Raw genomic sequence first — 21,582 nt, 5'->3', positions numbered from 1 at the left:
TGCTTTTATTAAAGGGGAAGAGCGGCTTGGTCGCGTGGCTTCACACAACCAACTGAAAACGTCCGTTGATTGTTTTTGCAGGTGGAATCAAGTAAACTAGGACACACCCAATCAATTTCTATCTGTCCCATCATCCAAAGGCAAGATAGACGAAAGGAGCCAAAGAAATGGCAATCTATACCGATACAAAAATCGCTCAAGGACCTTTTCTTTTCATTTCTGGTCAAACGCCGTCGCAAGACGGAGCCACACCTGAGGACCCGCAAGAGCAAACAACCATCGTTTTGAAAAAGATCGAACAGCTACTATCAGCCAATCAGTTGACTTGGTCATCAGTGGTCAAAATGACCGTCTTTTTAACAGATGCAGCCTACTTAGCTGCTGTCCGTACGGCGTTTACAACTATTTTGGCAGAAAACAAACCAGCCATGAGTCTCGTCATCGTTGCCGGCTTGGTTGCCCCTGAATTTAAAGTAGAGATTGAAGCACAAGCTACCTTGGCTTAAGCACAGAGAGAAACACCAAAAAAACTTCGTACAAAAGGCAGTAGCCAATACGAAGTTTTTTTGGTGTTATCTTCTTATTCAGTCCTATTTGAAGCGTCTGATTCAGTCTTTTTTTGCCACTGTTCCACAAAACCAGCGATGGCTTGAGCAGTCTGTTGAGCATTCACTAAGGTTCGCTTTTTCTCCATCGCTTCTGTCAACGAAATCGGACCTTGCTGGATACAAAAGACGGCAGATAGTAGTTGCGGCAGTTTTCCTAGATCGTCGCTTCGGGAGCCGCAGATGGCAACAACCGGGACCTGATGTTTGTGGGCGAGCAACGTGACGCCATAGGGTACTTTTCCCCCAGCGGTTTGCCCATCGATGCGTCCTTCACCCGTGATCAACAAATCTGCTTCTTTGATTTTTTCCTCAAATCCAACCAATGAAGCGATCGTCGCAAATCCAGGAACCAATTGACCACCTGCCAAACGAACAGCACCACCAAGCCCACCTGCCGCACCAGCACCAGGGACTTCCAGATCGATCCCCGCGGTCCGCTTGATGTGCTCAGCCAAGCGCTTTGCCTGCTGATCCAACTGCTGGATCGTTTCTTGGGATGCCCCTTTTTGCGGACCAAAAACCTGCGCAAATCCCTGATTGCCAAAATAGGGATTCGTTACATCGGCTAATGCAAACAGGTCAATTTGTGCAAGCAGAGGGTTCAACTGGCTGAGCGCCAGAGATTCTGCTTGCAGCAAAGGATTGTTTTCCATCCGCTCGTTTCTTTGAATGGTTGCTCCAAGCGCAAGTAAAAAGCCTACACCCCCATCAGAAGTGCCGCTACCGCCAAGGGTCAGGTAAATTTTTTTCACACCTTGCCTGCAAGCTGCTAAGACCATTTGGCCTAAACCAAAAGAAGAGCTATTGCGGGTGGTCTCGTCACTAGGTTCCACGAGTTGCAACCCAATCACTTCTGCAGATTCAATCAGGGCAATTTTTTCTTCCTTGATTTTTGTGATCAACATACGGGCTTGCAACTTACCGCCTAATGGAGCGGTCACTGAAACCGTTTCGTAATTGCCTCCCAGCGCAGCAATGACTGCTGCCATTGACCCTTCTCCCCCATCAGCGATTGGGATACTGCGTGTTTCCCACTGGTCTGAAAACCCGCTTAAGACCGCTTGATTTAGTTCTGCGGAAGTGGCACTTCCTTTGAAGGAATCGATCGCTGCTACAACTTTCATTTTTCTACCTCTCATTTACGATCATCTCTTTCCCAAAAGTTGGAATACTTCGCCTTATAATCAACTTGTAGTTAATTAAATCAACCAAAAATTAACTAGCAATCCATTGTAAGTCATCTCTTATCCTCTTATGATAGAAGTATACCAAACAAACCTATCGGAGGTGCACTATGGACTTACCAATTGGCGAGGAAATCGCTCGGAGAAGAAAACAACGAGGTATTACCCAGCAAGAATTAGCAGTGTTTATGAATGTGTCCAAAGCATCCGTTTCGAAATGGGAAACGGGACAGTCTTATCCAGATATCACCTCGCTGCCCTTATTAGCAGCGTATTTTGATTGCAGCGTCGATGAATTATTGATTTTGGACTCGCAGCTATCTCCTAAAGAGATCCAGCGAATCTATCAATTACTAAAAGACGCCTTTCAAACAAAAACACCAAGCGAAGTCCTCGCGCTGGCACAAAGTTTTACCAAACGGTATTACTCTTGTTACCCGTTCTTGTTACAGATGGGCTCCTTTTACTTAAATCATTGGGATCTTTTGCCAGATGTCCCTGTAGCAGATAGCACAGAAGGGCACCCCTCTGAAGAAGCCTTGATGGAAGCGAAGAAAACTACCTATTTGAAAGAAGCAGAAATCCTTTATCAACGGATCATTGCGCATGGTGACAATGCGTTGGCACAACAAGCGCAACAAATCGAAGCCTATTGTCTGTTGATGAGAAACAAGCCCGATGAGGTCTTGGCGATCCTTGGCACGAAAACTCTCTCTTTCTTACCTAGCGAACCGTTGATTGCCGCCGCATTTCAGCAAAAAAATCAGTTGCAGCAAGCTGAGATTGTGACGCAAAGTGCGATTTATCAATACTTGATCCTTTTTATGAGCTTACTGACAAATTATTTGGCAATGCTCACACAAGACGAGGAGCAACTGGAAAAAACCTTTGCACGTGGGCTGGCACTCAGCGAGAGCTTCCAACTGGCCCAGCTGCATCCCCTCTCTTTACTGAATTTTCTAGCCGCTGGGATGGTTTCGTTTGCGGCTTTAGGAAAAGAAAGCTTATTGCTGCAAGCATTAACACTGTATGTCAAAACATTAGCAGACACGCCTGAGGAAATCGTTTTGAAAGGAGACGATTATTTCAACAGCATCGATGAGTGGATCAGCGAATTAGAATTAGGCAGTCAGATCCCGCGGAACTCAGACAATGTCAAAAAGCAATTTCTCGAAATCGCGCAGTTCACACCATTATTTGAACCTTATCTGAAGCAACCACTATTTGAAGAATTATTTCAGCAGCTGCAAAAACTGTCCGAACAAGAAAATGAGCCACAAAGGAGGGCTTCACATGAATAGTGTTTCACTAAATATACCAGAAAATATATCTGATTATTTGCCCGTACTGATCCCCTTGATTGTTTTGCAATTGGTCCTGATCATCTTGGCGGTTCGCGATATTTTAAAACAAGAACAGTTTAAATTCGGCTCCCGTATTCTTTGGCTTTTCATCGCCTGTTTTGTTAGCCTGATCGGTCCTATCCTTTATTTTGCTTTCGGAAAAGAGGACCAACAATGAAGATGATCGAGATCAACCATTTATCCAAGCGTTTTGGGCGCAAACAAGTGCTGCAAGACCTAACCTTTTCGGTTCCAAAGGGCAGCGTTGTGGGGTTTGTCGGGGAAAATGGTGCTGGCAAAACAACGACCATGAAAGCGATTTTAGGATTGCTCCCCATTGATGAAGGCGAAATCACCGTTTGCGGCGAAGTGGTGCAATTCGGCTCAGCCAAGACCAATCGCTGGATCGGCTATTTACCAGATGTACCGCAGTTTTACTCGTTTATGACAGCTGTAGAATATTTGACTTTTTGCGGAAAGATCCAGCCCAATCAAGAACCTTTTCAGCCTCAGCGGGTGATGGAAGTTTTAGCGTTGGTAGGCCTGGAAGCTTCGAAACAAAAAATCGCTGGCTTTTCTCGAGGCATGAAGCAGCGTCTTGGATTAGCTCAAGCATTGATCAACCGACCAGCTATCTTGATTTGCGATGAGCCGACCTCTGCACTTGATCCTTTAGGTCGCAAGGCCTTTCTTGATGTATTGGCTAAAATCAAAGAAGAAACGACAGTTCTTTTTTCATCCCATATTCTCGCAGATGTCGAGCAGCTGTCAGATTACATTGCGATTTTGCACAAAGGCCAGATCCAGGCGTTTGATCCGATGGATTCCTTAAAAAAACGTTATCGAAAAACCGCCTTTGGGATTGTCTTTACCAACGAAGGTGACCATTCGAAATTTGCCAATCTGTTAGCATCCCACGGCATTGCGGCAGAAAGAAAGAACAATCAATTACTGATCGACGAAACTGCCGACACGAATGTTGGAAAGCAGTTGCTGCGATTGCTCAATGAACAACAGATAGTACCTGAATCCTTTCAACGGATCGAACCGACTTTAGAGGCGATTTATTTGGAGGTGATCAAATGAAGGTGTTTCTTGTTTTCTTAAAAAAAGAATTTCTCGGTGGTCTTCACAGCAAAAAACTGCTGATTTGTTTGATTCTGTTTGCGCTGATTGGTATGCTCTCTCCCTTTACCGCGAAAATCATGCCCGATTTGATGGCCAGTATGATGCCAGAATCGATTGAGGTCACGATTGCTGATCCGACTGCGATCGATGCATGGCTGCAGTTTTACAGCAATATTGGAACGATTGGTCTGCTGGTATTTGTGGTTCTTTTTACCGATACGCTCTCTGCCGAAATAGCCCAAGGGACCTTTATTCAGCTGATTACGAAAGGATTACCGAAAACGACGATCGTCTGTGCCAAAGCTGGCTATTTAACGATTCTGTGGTCTTTGAGTTACCTCCTAAGTGCCAGTGTCAGTGCTTTTTATACGATGATTTATTTCGATGATTCCAGCGCTGCTCAAGTCCCTAGCGCATTGTTCAGCTATTGGCTGTTTGGTTTACTAGCAATCAGCATCCTGCTGCTAGGTTCCAGCTTTGCTAAAAGTATCTATCAAGGTTTGTTGTTTATTGGCGTCTGTTATCTGATGGGCATGTTAGGCAACCTATGGAGTCAAGTAACAAACTGGAATCCTTATTCCCTTTCCAGCCAATTTCCTAACTACTTAACCGACCAAATCAAACTAGGGGAACTGCTGCCAGCGCTGCTGCTGAGTTGCTTATTGATCATCAGCTGCCTAGCGGGGGCTATTGCTGTTTTGAGAAAAAGAAACTATTAAAAAACCATCGGTGCAAATGTTGGACTGACCTCCTATAGGTAGACGTTTCGTCTAACTCTTGGGGGTCACTACCTGTTGCACCGATGGTTTGCTTCTGCTAGTTTATTCTAGTTCTGCTGTTTCTTGAACGTTCACTGCTTTTTTTGCCTGTGTTTTTTGCTCGATCCGCATAAAGAAGCGCATGAAAAAGGCAATCAAATAGATAGAGAAAGCGGAAATGAGGGCTTCTTGCCAAGAAAAAATCAGGAGATTCAACAAGATGATGATCAGATTGGTTAAGAAGACACCACTAGACTTTCGAATGCCATAGTATTTTTCCAAAATCAGCGGCGGAATCGTGACCCCACCATTGGAAGCACCGATTTTATAAAGTGAAAAAATACCGAAGCTAAAGAAGAAACTACCTAAAATCAAGGAAACAGAATAAAAACGCAAGAGCATGATCTCTGGTAAAAGCGCCAGAAGAACGGGAAATGCCAGACTGCCGATAACCGTATTGACAAAGACCTCTCGCTTTAAAAGCAAAAATGCCAACGCCAGCATCAATAAATTAATCCCCCAGACAACGATATGACGATTGATCGACCAGCCGGTTTCGATCAGATAGCCGATCGACCCGACACCAGCAGAAGCAATACTGTGAGGCAAAAGGAAAAAGTTTAATGCGATGCAGATCCACAGCACCCCAAGCAATAAAGCAAGATTTTTTTTGATAAGTGATTCCATCAACGTTCTCCTTTCAATCTGGCAACTAATTTTATGGATAAAAGCTTCTGTCTATTCTATCAAAAAAAGCTCAAAAGAAAGAACCATTTTTTTCATGAAAACATGAAAAAAATGATTCTGAACTTCAAGAAAGCATGTTGGTTTTCATCACAAATGCACAGGCTTTAGGCTGTATAGCAGTGATACATCGCAAGCATTTCTTCTGCGACTGCTTCTTGCCATCCCCCTGGCTGTAACATGCATTCTTCCATTGATGGCAAATGAACAAAGCGAACAGCCAACTCTGAGCCTACAATCAATTGGTAGGACATTAAGCGATTTTTTTGCTGCAAGAGCAGCTGATGCTTTTCAGGGGCAAGAAAAGGCGCTGTTAAGTCTGCCAATTGCTTCAATGCCTCCGATGTACAAAGTCTTTTTTCGGGTGCGACACTGATCAATTGGTTGACCTCTGCTAATTTCATTGCCTCGATCACCCGCAGCGTTGCCCGAGGATCATGGATATCCGTCAAAAAAACCGACTGGCAGCCTTGCAATGCCCGAACGAGTCGTCCTAAATCAAGAAAGTCACCATCAATGATCGTCTCACGCGCAGCATCGATCTCATGCAAACGCTCCGTTGCACGGCGGGCATAGAGTACGAGTGGTCGATTGGTTCTTTCCAAAAGTTTTTGCCGTGATCGCTGACCGATCGTGCCAGCAGCATCTAAAATCGCAAGTCGTTTCATAAGCTCCCTTTCATTTTTGAAAAATTCAAGCCTCGTTTTTTGAGTAGAAAAAATGGCTTGTCATTAAGTCTTGTTGACGAGATTGGCTTTGCGTTGACGCAATCGTTCTTCGGTCGGCAGAACATGCTCGTCGTAATGTTCCAGTTTGTATTCTAAACGTTCAACAGCTTCCGTCATATCTGAGATTTTCTCCCTGAGTACCGCAATTTGTTCTGCTAAGAGCTGCTTGCGCTCAGGAACCGTCCCTCGCCCTTCTTCAAATAAAGCCAGGTAATGACTCAACCCATCAATCGATAGTCCGGCATTACGCATTTGCCTAGTAAAGGTGATCCATTTTAAGTCGTCATCATCAAATTCACGAACACCGTTTTTATTGCGTTTGACCGGCGGAATCAGCCCAATTTTTTCATAGTAACGGATGGTATCAGCTGATACACCGCTCAGTTCACTGACTTTCTTGATATTCATGGCTTCACTTCCTTGTTTTGCATTTTTTCCTAGATCGTTTTGTATGCTACGAGCCAGAAGCCCTTTTGTTACTCGTTATTCCGCTCCTACCACTGCATGAGGCAAGTAAGACTCTTCCAAATAAGCAATCTCTTCGGCAGTCAGCTTTAGATCAAGGGCAGGTAAAGCATCCAATAAGTGGCTTTCTTTTGTTGCGCCAATAATTGGTGCGACCACTTGTTCTTTTTGCAATAACCAAGCCAAGGCGATTTGCGACCGTTTGCTTTGGTGATTGTCAGCGATCTTTGCGACTCGTGCCACGATCTCCCGGTCTTGTTCCATCGTTTTGTCGTACTTTTGATTGGCGGTTTTATCCGTTAAGTACCGTTTGGTCTCTGCACCCCAATCTCTGGTTAAACGTCCAGCAGCCAAAGGACTATATGGCGTCACGGCAATTTTTTGATCGGCACACAAGGGCATCATTTCTCGCTCTTCTTCTCGATAAAGCAAGTTCAAGTGATTTTGCATCGAAACAAATTTGGTCCAGCCATTTTTCTCTGCAACTGCTTGTGCTTTGGCAAATTGCCAAGCGTACATCGCGGATGCACCAATATAGCGCACTTTTCCAGAAACCACCAAATCATGTAAAGCCTTCATGGTTTCTTCAATTGGCGTGTGGTAATCCCAACGATGGATGATATACAAATCAATGTAATCCATTTGTAGGCGTTTTAAGCTTTGTTCGACTTGATAAAAGATCGCTTTTCGAGACAGCCCTCCACTGTTTGGCCGTTGCTTCATTTTTGAATACAGTTTTGTGGCAACCACGATCTCATCTCGCGGCGCAAAATCATTCAATGCTCGACCGACGATTTCTTCGCTCGCTCCATAAGAATAGACATTTGCCGTATCAAAAAAGTTGATACCTAGATCCAAGGCTTTTTTGATGACTTCCCGACTGTCGGCTTCTTCTAACACCCACTCATGAAAGCCACTATTGGGATCGCCAAATCCCATTGTCCCTAAACATAAAGGTGACACATCAAGTCCCGTATTGCCAAATTTTACATAGTTCATTTGCTCGTCCTCCTGTTTTTCAAGTTACACTAAGCATACAGGTTGAAGTGCACTCTAAGTCAAGCGAATCTATAAACTTTTTTTTATTTTACTGTCAATTGACTCAAAAGGACATGCTTTTTTTCGTGCGTTTCATTTCAAATCAGCTTTTGGTACACTAAAGATAAGTATTGATACGCTATCTAGCCGAGAAAAAGGAGCGAAAGATTTTGACTTGTATTTTTTGTACTGCCTCAAAACATGCGATCATTGAAAACGAACGCTTTTATGCGATCTTTGATAAGTTTCCCGTCACCCCTGGACACTTGCTATTGATCCCCAAAGAACATCGAAGGGATTATTTTGTCCTCACCCAAGAGGAATTACAAGACTTGCAGGCTTTATTGCAGGAAGGCAAAGCCTATTTATTGGAAACTTATCGACCAGACGGCTTCAACATCGGCTTCAATTGCGGGGAGGCTGCCGGACAGACGGTCTTTCATTGTCATTGTCATTTGATCCCACGCTACCAAGGCGACGTGGAGGAACCAAAAGGCGGCGTTCGAGGCGTGATTCCTGACAAGCAAGCCTACTAAATACAAACAAGCCGTTTCTTCCAGCAAAGGGAAACGGCTTGTTTGTGTTTGTTAAAAATGAGGACGCTTAGGAATTGATCGCTGAATGGTTCATCAACCGATTGATATGAACGCCTAGATAGACGATTTCATTGACAGGGATCTTCGTTTGATATTCTTTATCGATATAGGCTTTGACTTTTGTCGCGATCTCCATAGCATTTGGATAAAGAGCCCACATTTGACGGTATAGTCCTTCGTCTTCTTCTTGCAGCAGACCATCCAAAAAGAACCGGTCAACGAAGAAACGCACGTGGGTGATAAAGCGATTATAATGGATCGAATTGGTGTTGACGTCTTGCTGGATCGAGTAGCGTACCATATTGACGATCAACCCGATCAATTTGGCTTTTTTCAACCCATCTTGATTTTCCTCGGTGTTCGACTGGGCATTGATCAAATGAAACGCGATATTTGAGGCTTCTTCTTCCGGCAGATCAATTTGATACTTCTCTTTCAACAAGCGTAGTGCCTGTTCGGCGGCTCGAAATTCCTCCGTATAGTAATTCTTGATTTCCCAATAGAGTCGATTCGTCACACTCAAGCCTTTTTGCTGACGTTCCACAGCAAAGTGCAAGTGATCCGATAAGGTAAGGTAAATCGTTGAATTTAGCGGATACGGCAGCATTTTTTGCGCCAGCTGAACGATTTCTTTGGTCATTTCAAAATAGTACAACGGAATCTCATCCACCAAATCGGCAAACTGACCCGATTTTTTTTCATCGATTGGCAGAAAAACTTGATCGATCTGGGTATCGGCTATGCTGTCGCCGACTTTCTTTCCATAGCCGATCCCCTTCCCAAGTGCAATCATTTCCTGGCCTTCCTTATCAACAAGTACGACACTTGAATTTAAGACTTTCTTGATGTAAATCATGCACTCTCGCTCCTCACTGTTTATTCTGCCAAACTTGCGCCATTGGTAGCGATCACTTCTTTGTACCAATCGAAGGAATCTTTTTTCAAACGGTCATAACTGCCGTTTCCTTCATCATCGGCATCCACATAAATGAAGCCGTAGCGTTTCGTCACTTGTGACGTCCCCGCACTGACCAGATCGATCGGTGCCCATGAAGTATAACCAATCAAATCGACTCCTTCATCGATGGCTTCCTTCATTTGTTTGAAGTGTGCCTTGAAATAATCGACCCGATACGGATCATGCACTTGACCGTCTTCAAGGACATCCACGGCACCCATACCATTTTCAACGATCATCAATGGCACTTGATACCGATCATACAATGAAAGCAAGGAGATTTTCAAGCCTTTAGGATCGATCTGCCAGCCCCATTCAGTTGACGGCAGCTTGGGATTTTTTACCCCTAAAACCGTATTGCCCGGTGTCCGTTCCGCATGTGGGTCGCCTGATTCAGCCATAGACATATAATAACTGAAAGAAAGAAAATCAACGGTGTGATCTTTTAAGATTTGGCGGTCTTCTGGTGCCATTTCAATCTTGATGCCCCGTTTTTCGAGATCTTTTTCAATCATTCGCGGATAAGCACCTTTGACTTGAACGTCCGCATAAAAATCATTTTCCAAGTTTTTCTTTAAAGTTAATTCAACATCCAATGGGTCACAAGTCAATGGATACGTCATCAACTTCGTGATCATACAGCCGACTTTGTTGTCGGGATTTATTTCATGGGCGATTTTTGTCACTAATGAGCTGGCCACAAATTGGTGATGGAGGGCTTGATATACGTCTTGCTCTTCCTTACCAGCTTCTGATTGCTCAGGAATGAGACCTGCTGTTGTAAAGGGATGACGATGGATACTGTCGATTTCGTTAAATGTCAGCCAATACTCCACATACTCCCCAAATTCTTCAAAACAGACGGTTGCAAAGCGGACAAAGTCATCGATCACTTTGCGTTCCACCCAGCCATTGTACTTCAAGCTCAGCGCTAACGGCATTTCATAGTGAGACAACGTTACGATCGGTTTGATTCCCAAACGCTGCATTTCTTGGAAGACATTGCGGTAAAAAGCGATCCCTTCTGGATTGGGTGTCGTTTCTTCCCCAGTTGGGAACATGCGGGTCCATGCAATCGATAAACGCAATACTTTAAAACCTATCTCCGCAAATAAAGCCAAATCTTCTGGATAGCGATGATAGAAGTCGATCCCTCGGCGTTTTGGATAGATGGTATCCGTTGAATCCGCCATTGCTTCTTTGACGGCTTCAACAGTCACACTCATATGTGCTGCAAAGTTTTTCACGTCGACATGCGGTTTGTAAGTAGCCACATCCGCCACCGACAAGCCTTTGCCGCCAAGATTCCAACCTCCTTCTACTTGATTTGCGGCGATAGCGCCACCCCATAAGAAGTCCTTTGGAAAAGTTGTTTCAGTCATTTTTTCAATCCCCTTTTACATTGTTTTTGTTGCATTGCTCATTGGTTTAGACGAGCGGTGCGATCGATAGGACACCTTGGTCGCTTTGCTCATCGGTTGATTCGATCGTTTTGACCGTAAAGTTTTCTTGATTGGTGACCACACAGATCACGATTGGATCAAACCCAGCTGCTTTGATGGCATCTAGATCGAATTGGATCAGCGGTTGCCCTTGTTTCACTTGATCCCCCGCTTTTACGTAAGGGGTAAAGTGTTTGCCTTCTAGTTGAACGGTATCCAAGCCGATATGAAAGAGCAATTCTGCGCCATTGCGGGTTTTTAACCCGATCGCATGGTTGGTTTCAAACAACATCGTGATCTCGCCATCTTCAGGTGCGATCAATTCGCCAGACGTCGGAATGATCCCGAACCCTTCTCCGATCATGCCGCTTGAAAAGACTTCATCGTTGACTTCAGATAAAGCTACCACTTGCCCATCTACTGGTTTGCTCAATACTTCGGCTTTGGGATCGGCAACCGTCGTCTTATTTTCTACCACTTTGTCTTTGAATAAGAAAAGGACAAGGACAAAAGAAACAGCAAAGGATACCCCTAACGTGACCAATGCCCACACAAGATTCATCGGGTTGGCTTCATCCACGAACATAGTGATACTTGCTAGACCAGGGCCAACTAATGCGAAGGCCTTGATGGCAAACAAACCAGCCACCGCACCACCAACTAGGCTGGAAGCCATCACGCCGTAAAGCACTCGTTTATGCAGGATCGTCACCCCATACAAAGCAGGCTCGGTGATGCCAAAAAGGGCGGAGATGCCTGCAGAAACAGCGGTTGAACGAAGTTTTTGGTCTTTGGTCCGAACACTCACCGCAAAACAAGCACCAGCTTCTGCGATGTTATGTGCCAATGAGGCAGGCAAGTATAACAGCTCTGCCCCCATCTCACTCATGGACGAAACAGCATAGGGAATCATGGCTTTGTGCATACCGGTAACCACCATCAATGGTAAAACAGCGGCTAAGATCCCTGTTGCCACCCAACCTAAATGGGCATACAGCCAAATGATCGCTGCTGAAAAAATCGTTCCGACTTCAAAGCCTAATGGGCCTAAAATCAATAAAGCAACTGGAACCGTAATAACTAAGCTCATCATTGGAACAAAGAAGATACGGATCGGTTTTGGTGAGATTCGGGTAAACAGTTTTTCAATTTGAGCGTAAAATAAAACCGTTAAAATTGCTGGAAATACTTGTGACGCATAAGCGATATTTTGTAAACCGAAGCCCATGAAAGCTGCGCCATCTGTCAATAGTGTTGTTAGTTCAGGCAAAATCAAGGCACCGACAGCGGAAACCGCCACCAATTGGTTGACCTTTAATTTATTTGCCGTGGTGATCGCCACTAAAATCGGTAAGAAATACAATGGTGCGCCACCGATCAGATTCAAAATTTGATACGTTTGGCTGGTATTGTCCATCAATCCAGTGACAGAAGCAAGTAACAGTAAGGATTTCAAGACGCCCCCTCCAGCGACTGCTGGAATCAACGGTTGAAAAATCGAGATAATAAAATCAAGCAGGACCGCACCCCACGATTGTTTTTGTTTGCCTTCACTTCCTCCATCCGCTGTTAGCTCATGACCTAACACGTTCATAACCTCATCATACACTTCGACGACATCATTGCCGATGATGACTTGGCATTGGACATTTTGTCGCACCCCAATCACGCCATCGACTTTTTCCAAGGCATCTTTTTGTACGAGGCTATTGTCTTTTAAGGTAAAGCGCAAGCGTGTGGAGCAATGTTCCAAATGTGCGATATTTTCTTTTCCGCCAATCAACTCAACGATGGCAGTTGCCGTTTCTTTTACATTCATAATTTTCTTCTCCTTTAATTAGTTTTCCTTTGTTGGCCAAACAAAGAAAAAAGCAGGCAGCACCTACAAAAACATTGAACGGAATCCAACGATCCCTTCCATGTTTTTTATAGGTCCTGCCTGCATTACCAGTCACATGCCTGTTTTATTACTTGCATAATACCATGCTTTATTTGAAAACGCAACCACCGTTTTAAAAATATTTTGCTAAGCCTTTTGCTGAAACGAGAAGTTTGCTACACTTAGTGGATAATCAGTTGTTTCGTCTTCCTTGGCTTGCACCAGAAGCAAGAAGAACATCGCTGGCTAAACGTATCACAAGAAAGGATGAATCGGATGACTTCATTGAATCACTCACTGCATGTTGCCGTCCCAACAGCATTTGATCATGCAGAAAGACTTGACACGAAAAGGACGATCGCTCATATCTTGCAACTGCAAAAGCAAGGGATCAAATCGGTTTTGGTGTGCGGCTCCACCGGTGAACAGCACTCATTGACCTTAACAGAAAAAAAACAGCTTCTACATGCCTTAGCGCAAGAAACCAGCTGGGCAGCCGGTTTCGAAGTCCTCTTCGGTTTAGCTGGCATTGTATTTCATGAAACACTCGCGTTGGCAGAAACAATCAGCAAAAATCCCCGAATCGATGGTGTGGTTTTAGGCTTTCCCCCTTATCTTTGCCTGACGCAAAAGGAAGCCGTGCTCTATGCTCAGGGATTGATCCATACTTGCGAAAAACCAGTTATTTTATACAACAATCCCCGCCGCACGGGCTTTGATTTATCTGCAGAAAGTATCTTGACCTTGATCGCTGCCCCTCGGGTGATCGGCTTAAAAGAAGCTGGCAGGAAGGAGCGAGTGCCTCAACTAAAAACAAAGACGGCTGCCGATTTTCGCTTTTATGCTGGTGGTGAAGCGGACTTGGCGGAAAAGGTCGCACTAGGGTTTAACGGGCTGTCATCAATGGCAGGAAACCTTTGTCCCAAGGAGATCCAGGTGATTTGGCAGGGCTTATTGAAAGGTGATGCAACGATTTCTACGTCGAATGAATGGCAGAATGTGGAACAAGCAGCTGCTGGCGATCCAACCAATACCATCAGTTACCTTCCGTGGCTCAAGCAGCAAATCACCATTGATGGACAGCCCTTTGGCTTTTGTCGTCAGCCGCTAGGTCTAGCAACAATTGATCGGTTTGGCACTGGCTCAATTCCCCCTCATCTAGCACATGAAAGGCAGGAGAACCAGACAAATGAAGATTGATGCACCGATTGATCCACAACTAAAGCACTATATTGAAAGCTCCATCATCCCGCAATACAACCAATTGGATAGCAGTCACTCCCCAGCGCACGTCCACCAAGTGATCCAAAATAGTTTTGAGATTGCTGAAACATTGCCCGTTGACCTGAATATCGTCTATACGGTAGCTGCCTACCATGATATCGGCTTGCTCTATGGCCGCAAAAACCACGAAAGCAATTCCCGCAAGATCGTTGAACAAGATGCTGTGTTGCCACGCTTTTTCTCTCCTCCAGTCATTTCAATGATCGGCGAAGCTGTAGAAGATCATCGCGCCTCGCTGCCCTATGAGCCTCGCTCGCTTTATGGCAAAATTATTTCCGAAGCCGATCGCGACTTAGATTTTGAGCGAATCCTCAAGCGAACCTTGCTTTTTGCTTATGAAAAAAAGCAGCTGACAGATTTAGAACAATTGCATCATGAAGCGTATCAGTACATTTCAAAGAAATACGGTCCTCAAAGTGAGCTGAAGGTTTGGTTGGATTATCGCAAAAACCAAGACGGTTTGGCGATCATCTATCAAAAATTAGCACAACCTGAAAGCTTCCGTCACTCCTTTGAAAAAATCGTGCCGTTAGTTATCGCTACAAGCAAAGAAACTGACGATTGACACTTTGATCCAGCACCAGACTTCAAATAGGAACCCTCTGATTCAGCGCCGCAGTTGTGTCTGCACTGAATCAGAGGGCTTTTACTGTTATTCTAAACGTTCTTTCTCCACTAAAATCCCCCGCCCCTTCGCTGCTCCTACGCTCCTATTCAAATCAAAGGGCAGCAAGTGGTTTTCTTCAATCAACAGACGCCCCTTCTAAATACCCTTCCTTTTTTCACCGAATTTACTCTTTGTAAGCAAGATAGTTTGCTGAAAATAAAAAAAATGGTATTTTTATTTTATCAAGTGATAAAATATTAGGAGGAATCGTTATGTTTTTGGCAATCAATGAAATACGCCATTCCAAATTGCGTTACGCCCTAGTCACAGGGGTCATGTTTTTAATCGCCTATTTGGTCTTTTTTTTAACTGGGTTAGCTTATGGGTTGGCTCAAGATAATCGGATGGCGGTCGACAAATGGGAGGCAGATCAAATTTTGTTGACCGAAGAAGCAAATGATAATTTAAACATGTCGATGCTTCCTCGCAGTCTTTATGATGAAGTCGATGCACCAGAAAAAGCAGTTTTGGCGCAAACCGCTGGAGTTGTGACCAAAGAAGACAACGGTGAAAAAGTCGATGTCACCTTTTTCGGCATTGATCCAGATCAATTTTTAGCACCCAATATTACCGATGGCGAGATGTTTGCTTCAGATGATGAAGCGGTCGCCGACAGCAGTATTGAGGAAGAATACGGTATTTCCATTGGTGACACCATCAAATTAGCAGGCAGTGACAAAAAATTGAAAATCGTCGGTTTTACAGATAACGCCCGCTTCAGTGTCGCTCCGGTCCTCTACACCTCGATCGGTGCCTATCAAGAAATTCGTTTTGAAAAAGAAGATGATTCTGAAAATGCCCGTATCAACGCGATCGTGACTCGTGGCAAAATCAAAGAAGTGCCAGATGATTTGGTCGCTACGGATATCAGCAAATTTATTAATGAATTGCCTGGTTACAACGCACAAGTGCTGACCTTTGGCTTTATGATCGGGTTCTTGATCGTGATCGCTGCCATCGTTATCGGAATTTTCATCTATGTGCTAACGATGCAAAAATCAGAAATTTTTGGTGTCATGAAAGCTCAAGGGATTTCTAGCCGCTACATTGCTTTTTCGGTGATCGCCCAAACGTTCTTATTGGCAACCTCGGGTGTTTTGATCGGTGGTTTGGCAACGATCGGTACCGCCCTCGTGTTACCTGCGGCAGTGCCATTCCAAATCAATCTATTATTCTTTGCTAGTATCAGTGTCATGATGATTCTGATCGCGATGCTAGGTGCTTTCTTCTCGGTGCGAACGATTGTAAAAATCGACCCATTGAAAGCAATCGGATAGGAGGAAAAAACATGAGTGCCATTGAATTCAAACAAGTCAAAAAATCATTTAAAGATGGGGACGCGACCATTGAAGCCTTGAAAGAAACCAACTTTTCGGTAGAAAAAGGCGAATTTGTCGCCATCATCGGTCCTTCTGGCTCTGGGAAAAGTACCTTTCTAACGATCGCCGGTGGTCTGCAAGCCCCCTCTGAAGGCGAAGTGTTTATCAATGACGAACCCTTCAGTAAACAAAAAGAAAAGCAACGGGCAAAAACTCGTTTCAAAAAAATCGGCTTTATTTTACAAGCTTCCAACCTTGTCCCTTTTTTGACGGTCAAAAAGCAACTCCAATTAGTGGATAAGGTCAGCAAAGAAACCCAAGAGCAATCAGCAACTGAATTGTTTGAACAACTTGGGATCGAAAAGCTGCAGAACAAATACCCCGATGAACTTTCTGGTGGTGAAAGACAGCGTGTGGCTATTGCCCGAGCGCTCTATCATGATCCCACCATCATATTGGCAGATGAACCAACGGCGAGTCTTGATTCAAAAAAAGCCGTCGAAGTCGTCAAAATCTTAGCAAAAGAAACCAAAGAAAAACAAAAAGCCACCATTATGGTGACCCATGATACCCGTTTAACAGATTATTGTGATCGGGTTCTCGTCATGAAAGATGGCGTTTTAGAAGAAAAAGAACACACGAAAAAAGAAGCCGAATCAGATGATTCGCAGAAGGAGCAAGCATGAAAAAAATTATTGTTGTCGGTGCGGGCGTGTCAGGATTAGCTGCTGCTGTCCGTTTGCAAAAACTTGGCTATGACGTCACCCTCTACGAAAAAGAAGGTCAACCTGGGGGCAAAATGAATCAGATCAAGGAAAACGGCTTTACCTTTGATGTGGGCCCCACCATCGTGATGATGCCTGAAATTTATCGTGAAGTGTTTGAATTTGCTGGCGTTGATCCGAATGACTATATTCCTATGGAGAAAGTCGATCCGATGCTGCAGCTGTATTTTGCCCAAGACGAACCGCTGACCTTCTCAAATGACTTAGTAGAATTGACCAAAACGCTAGAAGCGATCTCAGAAGAAGATGCTCAAGGCTATTTTGCCTTTTTAGCAGATATTTACAAACGCTATGTGATCGCCAAAGAGTCCTTCATCACCAAGTCGTTTCGGACATGGCGAGATTTTTACAATCCCAAATCATTATGGGCAGGGTTAAAGCTGCGAACGTTTAGTGACGCCTACTCTTCCATTTCTAAATTTGTCAAAGATGATCGCCTGCGTAAATCATTGGCGTTTCAAACCTTGTATATCGGTGTCTCCCCTTACCAAGGGCCGTCCCTTTATACGATCATCCCTATGATCGAGTTGATGTATGGGGTCTATTTCATCAAAGGCGGCATGTATACGTTAGCCACTGGTATGGCACGTTTGTTCCAAGAATTAGGCGGTACGATCCATTACAATACGCCGATCGATGAATTATTGATCGAAAACAAGCAAACCAAAGGCGTTCGTGTCAATGGAGAAACGATCACCGCAGATGCCGTGATTTGTGCGGCTGATTTTCCTTATGCCATGGAAAGCTTGATTCCTGATGAATCAAAACGCGGCAAATACACCAATCAAAAAATCGCTTCGATGGATTACTCTTGTTCTTGTTTCTTGCTTTATTTAGGTCTGGACAAAAAATATGAGGATAGCGCACTCCACAGCATTTATTTTGCCAATGATTTCAAACGCAATGTAGATGATCTTTTCGAGGCTGGTAAGCTGCCAGAAGATCCTTCCTTCTACTTGTATCGCCCAACCCTGAAAGATGCTTCCTTAGCACCTGATGGTCAAGAAGGTCTTTATGTTTTAGTCCCAGTACCTGAATTATCTAAATTTGATCAATGGACGGATGAAACGATCCAAAGCTACCGCCAGCAGATCATTGGATTATTAAAAGAAAAAACGATCTTTACGGATATCGATGAACACATCGTGTATGAAAAAATGTATACGCCAGATACGTTCAATGATCGGTTCAATGCCTACAACGGTGCGACATTTGGCTTGAAACCGACCTTAGCCCAAAGCAATTACTATCGTCCCCATAATAAATTTGATTATGCAGAAGGCCTATACTTCTGCGGCAGCAGTACGCATCCAGGAGCGGGTGTGCCAATCGTGATGCAAAGTGCCAAGTTAGCTGTGGAGGAGTTGTTAAAAGATGACCGTTAAATCATTAAGCGTCTTTGATGAATACGACAACGATTTTTTATACTGTGAGGCCATCATAAAAAAGCATTCGAAAAATTTTCATACCGCCTTTTCTCAATTGCCAAAAGACAAAGCCCGCGCCGTCTATGCCGTCTACGCCTTTTGCCGACGTGCCGATGATGCCGTCGATGAAAAGCAAGACCCATTGTTGATCGAAGCCATGAAAAAACGCTTGGAAGAAATGCAAAAACAAGTATCAGACGATACGATCGACTTGCCGCAAGCCGTCAAGGAAGAAGATCCTGATGAAGCCATTTGGCGGGCATTGACCCTTTCTTTCCAACAGTTTGATCTGCAATTTCAACCCTTTTTCGACCTATTGGTGGGGCAAAAACAAGACCTTGACTTCCAGCAGCCCACCTCTGAAAAAGAGCTTTCTGACTATAGTTACTACGTAGCTGGCAGTGTAGGTCTGATGCTCTTGCCGATTCTCTCACAAGCAGCCGCTGCGATTCAAGAGCCTGCCATCAAATTGGGTGAAGCGATGCAGCGCACCAATATTTTACGTGATATTGGCGAGGATCTGCGGATGGGCCGCATCTATTTGCCGCAAACGGTCTTGGCGCAATACAACCTTTCGCGAGAGGCTTTAGCAGCTGGCAATCAAAACCCGCAGTTTATCGAGATGTGGGAACACGAGGCGCAACTGGCAGAGACGCTTTATCAAGAATCTTTTGTCATGATGCCGCAAATCGATGAAGATTGCCGTGAAGCTCTATTAGCAGCTGCTTTGATCTATCGGGAAATTTTGACTGTGATTCGCAAAAACAACTATCAAGTATTTGCTGAAAAAACAGCGGTACCGAAACAACGGAAAATCCAACTTTTGTTTACCGCGAAAAAAATGCTTCGTCAGGAACGTTGGGAGGGCTGACTTTGAACTTGCGAGAAAAAATATTACGAGTGGCAGAGAACCTGTTTATGCAGCAGGGGTATCAAGCAACTTCTACTAGACAGATCGCAGAAGCCGTCGGCATCACCCAACCCAATCTTTATTATCACTTCAAAGGCAAAGAAGCCATCTATTATGAAGTGATGGTCTCTTTGGCACAAGAGGTTTCTGGAAAGCTAAATCAGACCGTTGAAGATACTTCCTTGACGATCTCTGAAAAAATCTTGAACATGTTTCTTTTTTTAAGAAGTCGGCATCGGATCAATTTTTATATGATGATGCACGACATTCAGCATACCGTTTCTGAGGACACTTCTAAAAAACTGTACTTGCTTTGGCGGAAAAATTACAAAGAACCGTTTCTTGACTTGTTTCGTCGCAGTGATTCCAATCTCCGTTCGGATGTCGACCCAGAATTTGTCACCAGTCAATTGTTAGTACTGATGGCGGCTCATTTGGACTCACCAGAAAAAGAAGACAAGATGCCAGAAGCGATCGATTTGTTTTTATTCGGTGCACTAGGCAATGGGCCAATTGCGAAATAGCTGGAACGTTGGCTTTTGTCCCGAGAATAATCATTCGACGAATTTCTGACAATCGCGTACACTGATCCAGTAAACAGAAACTTAAAAGGATGGATGTACATGTCAAAAAATCGAATCGAAGCCTTTACGGATGCGGTCATTGCGATCGTAATGACCTTATTAGTATTGGAATTGCACCAGCCCGAAGGCGATACCTTTGCTTCTTTTTTAGGAGTGGAACAGCAATTTATTATTTATTTGATCAGCTTTGTGATGTTAGCGATCTACTGGAACAATCACCATCATCTATTTCAAGTAGTGTCTAAAATCGACGGTTGGACCTTGTGGGCGAATCATTTGTTGATTCTGGCACTGACCCTCTTTCCTTTTGTAACGTCATGGGTCAGTCGTTATCCAGTCGCTCTTGCCCCACAGCTGCTATACGGGGCTGTCATTTTATTGACGGATTTCAGCTATTTCCTAGTTGGAAAATCCTTGGTTCGTGCCAATCCTGACAATCAAGCCATCGTGGAACTGTTTCGCGGATACAAGAAACTCTACTTTACGTTGTTTATCAACGTGCTGGCATTGCTCCTCGGCTGGCTGATCCATCCCCTATTTATCATCACACTGGATAGTCTTGTACTATTGTTGTGGGTGATCCCTGAGAAAAAAGTAGAAACCTTTTTAAAACAATAAAAACACTTGCGTCCTTCTCCTAAAAGCGGTGAATGATTGCGCACAAGCAGCCGATTGGTCTACTTTTGCACAGTCATCCATCAAGAGAAGGACGCAAGTGTTTTTTCTAGCGAATCAAGTCTTTCCCAGGTGCCTGCAAGACTTGTTCAACTTGTTCTTTGGTGGTTAAGGGGACATCCCCCAGCATCGTATGAGCCAATACTGCATTGGTGATAGCAAAATCAGCGGTGCGTTGGAGCGACCATTTTTCGGCATAGCCTAATAATACGCCAGCAGCATAGGCATCCCCTGCCCCGATCCGATCCAATACTTGCAGCAGCTGCGGTGCCGTTTCGTAGGTATCTTGTGCCGTAATGATCCTTCCGCTGATAAACTGCTTGTCTTCCACGGCTAGACGCCGTGTCCCGCAGAACCATTCTAGTTGATACTGGTCAATAAAGGATTGGATCAATGCAAGCTCGGCACCTTCTGTTTCCTCTAAGGGATAAGCCAAGAGCTCCTCCAAGTCACGGACAGAGCCGAAAACTAGGTCACAATAGGGTAGGATCGTTTCATACCGTTGTTTCAGTACCTCCCGATTGAATTCTTCATTCAAGCTTGGACGGAAGTTGAAATCAAAGCAGACGCGAATCTGCTTGGCATGGGCCTGTTTGGCCAAAGCCAAAGCTGTTTGCCAGGTTTTCTCAGTCAAACTAAGAGAGATCCCGCAAATATGAATGAGATCGACCGTTTCTAAAAACCCATCGATAGCATATTCTTCTGGACCTGAAACGCCAAAGGAACTATGATGGCGATTTTGATACGTCACATAGGTCGGACGAGCGCCGTAGCCGATCTCGGCGAAATAACTGCCGATATGACTATATTTTTTGCCAACAAATGCCGTCTGGATTCCATAGGAACGCAAGCTGGCTTTTGCCGTATCTCCTAATCGGTTGGCTGGCACCTGCGTCAGCATCGACGTCGTCAAGCCGAAATGCGCCAAATTGCCTAACAGATTGACCCCTGTTCCCGTAAAATCCATCCGCAAAGAGTGGGTTTGTTCCAACGTTCGATATTCTGGTGGCGTCAACCGCATCATTACCTCACCGTAAGCACCGATCCGCATCATTGATCC

23 protein-coding genes are annotated in these 21,582 nt (G+C 44.4%); 14 read left to right on the top strand and 9 right to left on the bottom strand.

Annotation, left to right across the window (positions count from 1 at the left end):
* Positions 1-167: 167 nt before the first annotated feature.
* Positions 168-506, top strand: a complete 339-nt coding sequence (locus tag A5867_RS07715; RefSeq protein WP_074535663.1) for a Rid family hydrolase — start codon at positions 168-170, stop codon at positions 504-506.
* 74 nt (positions 507-580) lie between these two features.
* On the opposite strand, the gene A5867_RS07710 is transcribed toward A5867_RS07715, so the two are convergent.
* Positions 581-1,732: a glycerate kinase gene (locus A5867_RS07710; protein ID WP_087627299.1), complete on the bottom strand. Its 1,152-nt coding sequence runs from the start codon at positions 1,730-1,732 to the stop codon at positions 581-583.
* A 170-nt stretch (positions 1,733-1,902) separates the two neighbouring features.
* Here A5867_RS07710 and A5867_RS07705 point away from each other — a divergent pair, with 170 nt between their 5' ends.
* Genes A5867_RS07705 through A5867_RS07690 form a run of 4 tightly spaced genes read left to right on the top strand, consistent with a single transcriptional unit; the run spans position 1,903 to position 4,982 of the window.
* Positions 1,903-3,093 (top strand): helix-turn-helix domain-containing protein, encoded by a 1,191-nt coding sequence (locus A5867_RS07705; RefSeq protein ID WP_087627298.1) that lies wholly within the window; start codon positions 1,903-1,905, stop codon positions 3,091-3,093.
* The gene (locus tag A5867_RS07700) at positions 3,086-3,313 is read left to right on the top strand and encodes a PLD nuclease N-terminal domain-containing protein (RefSeq protein WP_087627297.1); all 228 of its coding nucleotides are present in this window, start codon (positions 3,086-3,088) and stop codon (positions 3,311-3,313) included. The genes A5867_RS07705 and A5867_RS07700 overlap by 8 nt, the downstream gene beginning before the upstream one ends.
* Positions 3,310-4,221 (top strand): ABC transporter ATP-binding protein, encoded by a 912-nt coding sequence (locus A5867_RS07695; protein ID WP_087627296.1) that lies wholly within the window; start codon positions 3,310-3,312, stop codon positions 4,219-4,221. Before A5867_RS07700 ends, A5867_RS07695 begins: the two co-directional genes overlap by 4 nt.
* Complete coding sequence (locus A5867_RS07690; RefSeq protein WP_087627295.1) at positions 4,218-4,982, top strand: ABC transporter permease subunit; 765 nt, start codon at positions 4,218-4,220, stop codon at positions 4,980-4,982. Before A5867_RS07695 ends, A5867_RS07690 begins: the two co-directional genes overlap by 4 nt.
* Positions 4,983-5,084: 102 nt before the next feature.
* Here the strand turns inward: A5867_RS07690 and A5867_RS07685 are convergent, their stop codons facing one another.
* The 4 genes from A5867_RS07685 to A5867_RS07670 all read right to left on the bottom strand — a co-directional run bounded on the left by A5867_RS07685 (position 5,085) and on the right by A5867_RS07670 (position 7,957).
* Complete coding sequence (locus tag A5867_RS07685) at positions 5,085-5,708, bottom strand: YitT family protein (protein ID WP_016610336.1); 624 nt, start codon at positions 5,706-5,708, stop codon at positions 5,085-5,087.
* A gap of 164 nt (positions 5,709-5,872) precedes the next feature.
* Complete coding sequence (locus A5867_RS07680; protein ID WP_087627294.1) at positions 5,873-6,433, bottom strand: NAD(P)H-binding protein; 561 nt, start codon at positions 6,431-6,433, stop codon at positions 5,873-5,875.
* A gap of 63 nt (positions 6,434-6,496) precedes the next feature.
* A complete protein-coding gene (locus tag A5867_RS07675) occupies positions 6,497-6,901 on the bottom strand; it encodes a MerR family transcriptional regulator (RefSeq protein ID WP_087627293.1) in 405 nt (134 codons plus the stop codon).
* Between the two features lie 75 nt (positions 6,902-6,976).
* Complete coding sequence (locus tag A5867_RS07670; protein WP_087627292.1) at positions 6,977-7,957, bottom strand: aldo/keto reductase; 981 nt, start codon at positions 7,955-7,957, stop codon at positions 6,977-6,979.
* Between the two features lie 170 nt (positions 7,958-8,127).
* Between A5867_RS07670 and A5867_RS07665 the strand changes: the two genes are divergently transcribed.
* Positions 8,128-8,532: an HIT family protein gene (locus tag A5867_RS07665; protein ID WP_170927518.1), complete on the top strand. Its 405-nt coding sequence runs from the start codon at positions 8,128-8,130 to the stop codon at positions 8,530-8,532.
* A 67-nt stretch (positions 8,533-8,599) separates the two neighbouring features.
* On the opposite strand, the gene A5867_RS07660 is transcribed toward A5867_RS07665, so the two are convergent.
* The 3 genes from A5867_RS07660 to A5867_RS07650 are packed head-to-tail and all read right to left on the bottom strand — an operon-like array spanning position 8,600 to position 12,811.
* Positions 8,600-9,448 carry a PRD domain-containing protein gene (locus A5867_RS07660; RefSeq protein ID WP_005235258.1) on the bottom strand — a complete coding sequence of 283 codons (849 nt, stop codon included), beginning with the start codon at positions 9,446-9,448 and terminating at the stop codon, positions 8,600-8,602.
* Between the two features lie 20 nt (positions 9,449-9,468).
* A complete protein-coding gene (locus A5867_RS07655) occupies positions 9,469-10,932 on the bottom strand; it encodes a family 1 glycosylhydrolase (RefSeq protein ID WP_087627290.1) in 1,464 nt (487 codons plus the stop codon).
* 46 nt (positions 10,933-10,978) lie between these two features.
* Entirely contained in the window at positions 10,979-12,811 is a 1,833-nt protein-coding gene (locus A5867_RS07650; protein ID WP_015509471.1) for a beta-glucoside-specific PTS transporter subunit IIABC, read from the bottom strand.
* A gap of 336 nt (positions 12,812-13,147) precedes the next feature.
* Between A5867_RS07650 and A5867_RS07645 the strand changes: the two genes are divergently transcribed.
* The 8 genes from A5867_RS07645 (at position 13,148) to A5867_RS07610 (ending at position 20,465) form a co-directional block, all read left to right on the top strand.
* Complete coding sequence (locus A5867_RS07645) at positions 13,148-14,071, top strand: dihydrodipicolinate synthase family protein (RefSeq protein WP_087627289.1); 924 nt, start codon at positions 13,148-13,150, stop codon at positions 14,069-14,071.
* Positions 14,061-14,720 (top strand): HD domain-containing protein, encoded by a 660-nt coding sequence (locus A5867_RS07640; protein WP_005225715.1) that lies wholly within the window; start codon positions 14,061-14,063, stop codon positions 14,718-14,720. Before A5867_RS07645 ends, A5867_RS07640 begins: the two co-directional genes overlap by 11 nt.
* A gap of 314 nt (positions 14,721-15,034) precedes the next feature.
* A complete protein-coding gene (locus A5867_RS07635; RefSeq protein ID WP_005235249.1) occupies positions 15,035-16,099 on the top strand; it encodes an ABC transporter permease in 1,065 nt (354 codons plus the stop codon).
* Positions 16,100-16,110: 11 nt separating this feature from the next.
* A complete protein-coding gene (locus A5867_RS07630; RefSeq protein ID WP_005225713.1) occupies positions 16,111-16,827 on the top strand; it encodes an ABC transporter ATP-binding protein in 717 nt (238 codons plus the stop codon).
* Positions 16,824-18,311, top strand: coding sequence for a phytoene desaturase family protein (gene crtI, locus A5867_RS07625; RefSeq protein ID WP_005235239.1), 1,488 nt, complete (start codon positions 16,824-16,826; stop codon positions 18,309-18,311). Before A5867_RS07630 ends, crtI begins: the two co-directional genes overlap by 4 nt.
* Positions 18,301-19,224, top strand: coding sequence for a phytoene/squalene synthase family protein (locus A5867_RS07620; protein ID WP_010747951.1), 924 nt, complete (start codon positions 18,301-18,303; stop codon positions 19,222-19,224). Before crtI ends, A5867_RS07620 begins: the two co-directional genes overlap by 11 nt.
* Positions 19,225-19,226: 2 nt before the next feature.
* Entirely contained in the window at positions 19,227-19,787 is a 561-nt protein-coding gene (locus tag A5867_RS07615) for a TetR/AcrR family transcriptional regulator (RefSeq protein ID WP_010747950.1), read from the top strand.
* 99 nt (positions 19,788-19,886) lie between these two features.
* Positions 19,887-20,465: a TMEM175 family protein gene (locus tag A5867_RS07610; protein WP_010747949.1), complete on the top strand. Its 579-nt coding sequence runs from the start codon at positions 19,887-19,889 to the stop codon at positions 20,463-20,465.
* Positions 20,466-20,571: 106 nt separating this feature from the next.
* Here A5867_RS07610 and A5867_RS07605 read toward each other — a convergent pair whose 3' ends face one another.
* Positions 20,572-21,576 (bottom strand): sugar kinase, encoded by a 1,005-nt coding sequence (locus A5867_RS07605; protein WP_087627288.1) that lies wholly within the window; start codon positions 21,574-21,576, stop codon positions 20,572-20,574.
* Positions 21,577-21,582: the final 6 nt, after the last annotated feature.

It is taken from the genome of Enterococcus sp. 6D12_DIV0197 (assembly GCF_002174385.1).
GTDB lineage: Bacteria > Bacillota > Bacilli > Lactobacillales > Enterococcaceae > Enterococcus_D > Enterococcus_D casseliflavus.
The sequence above is the reverse complement of the archived record's forward strand: the minus strand, read 5'-3'. Positions and strand labels throughout refer to the sequence as shown.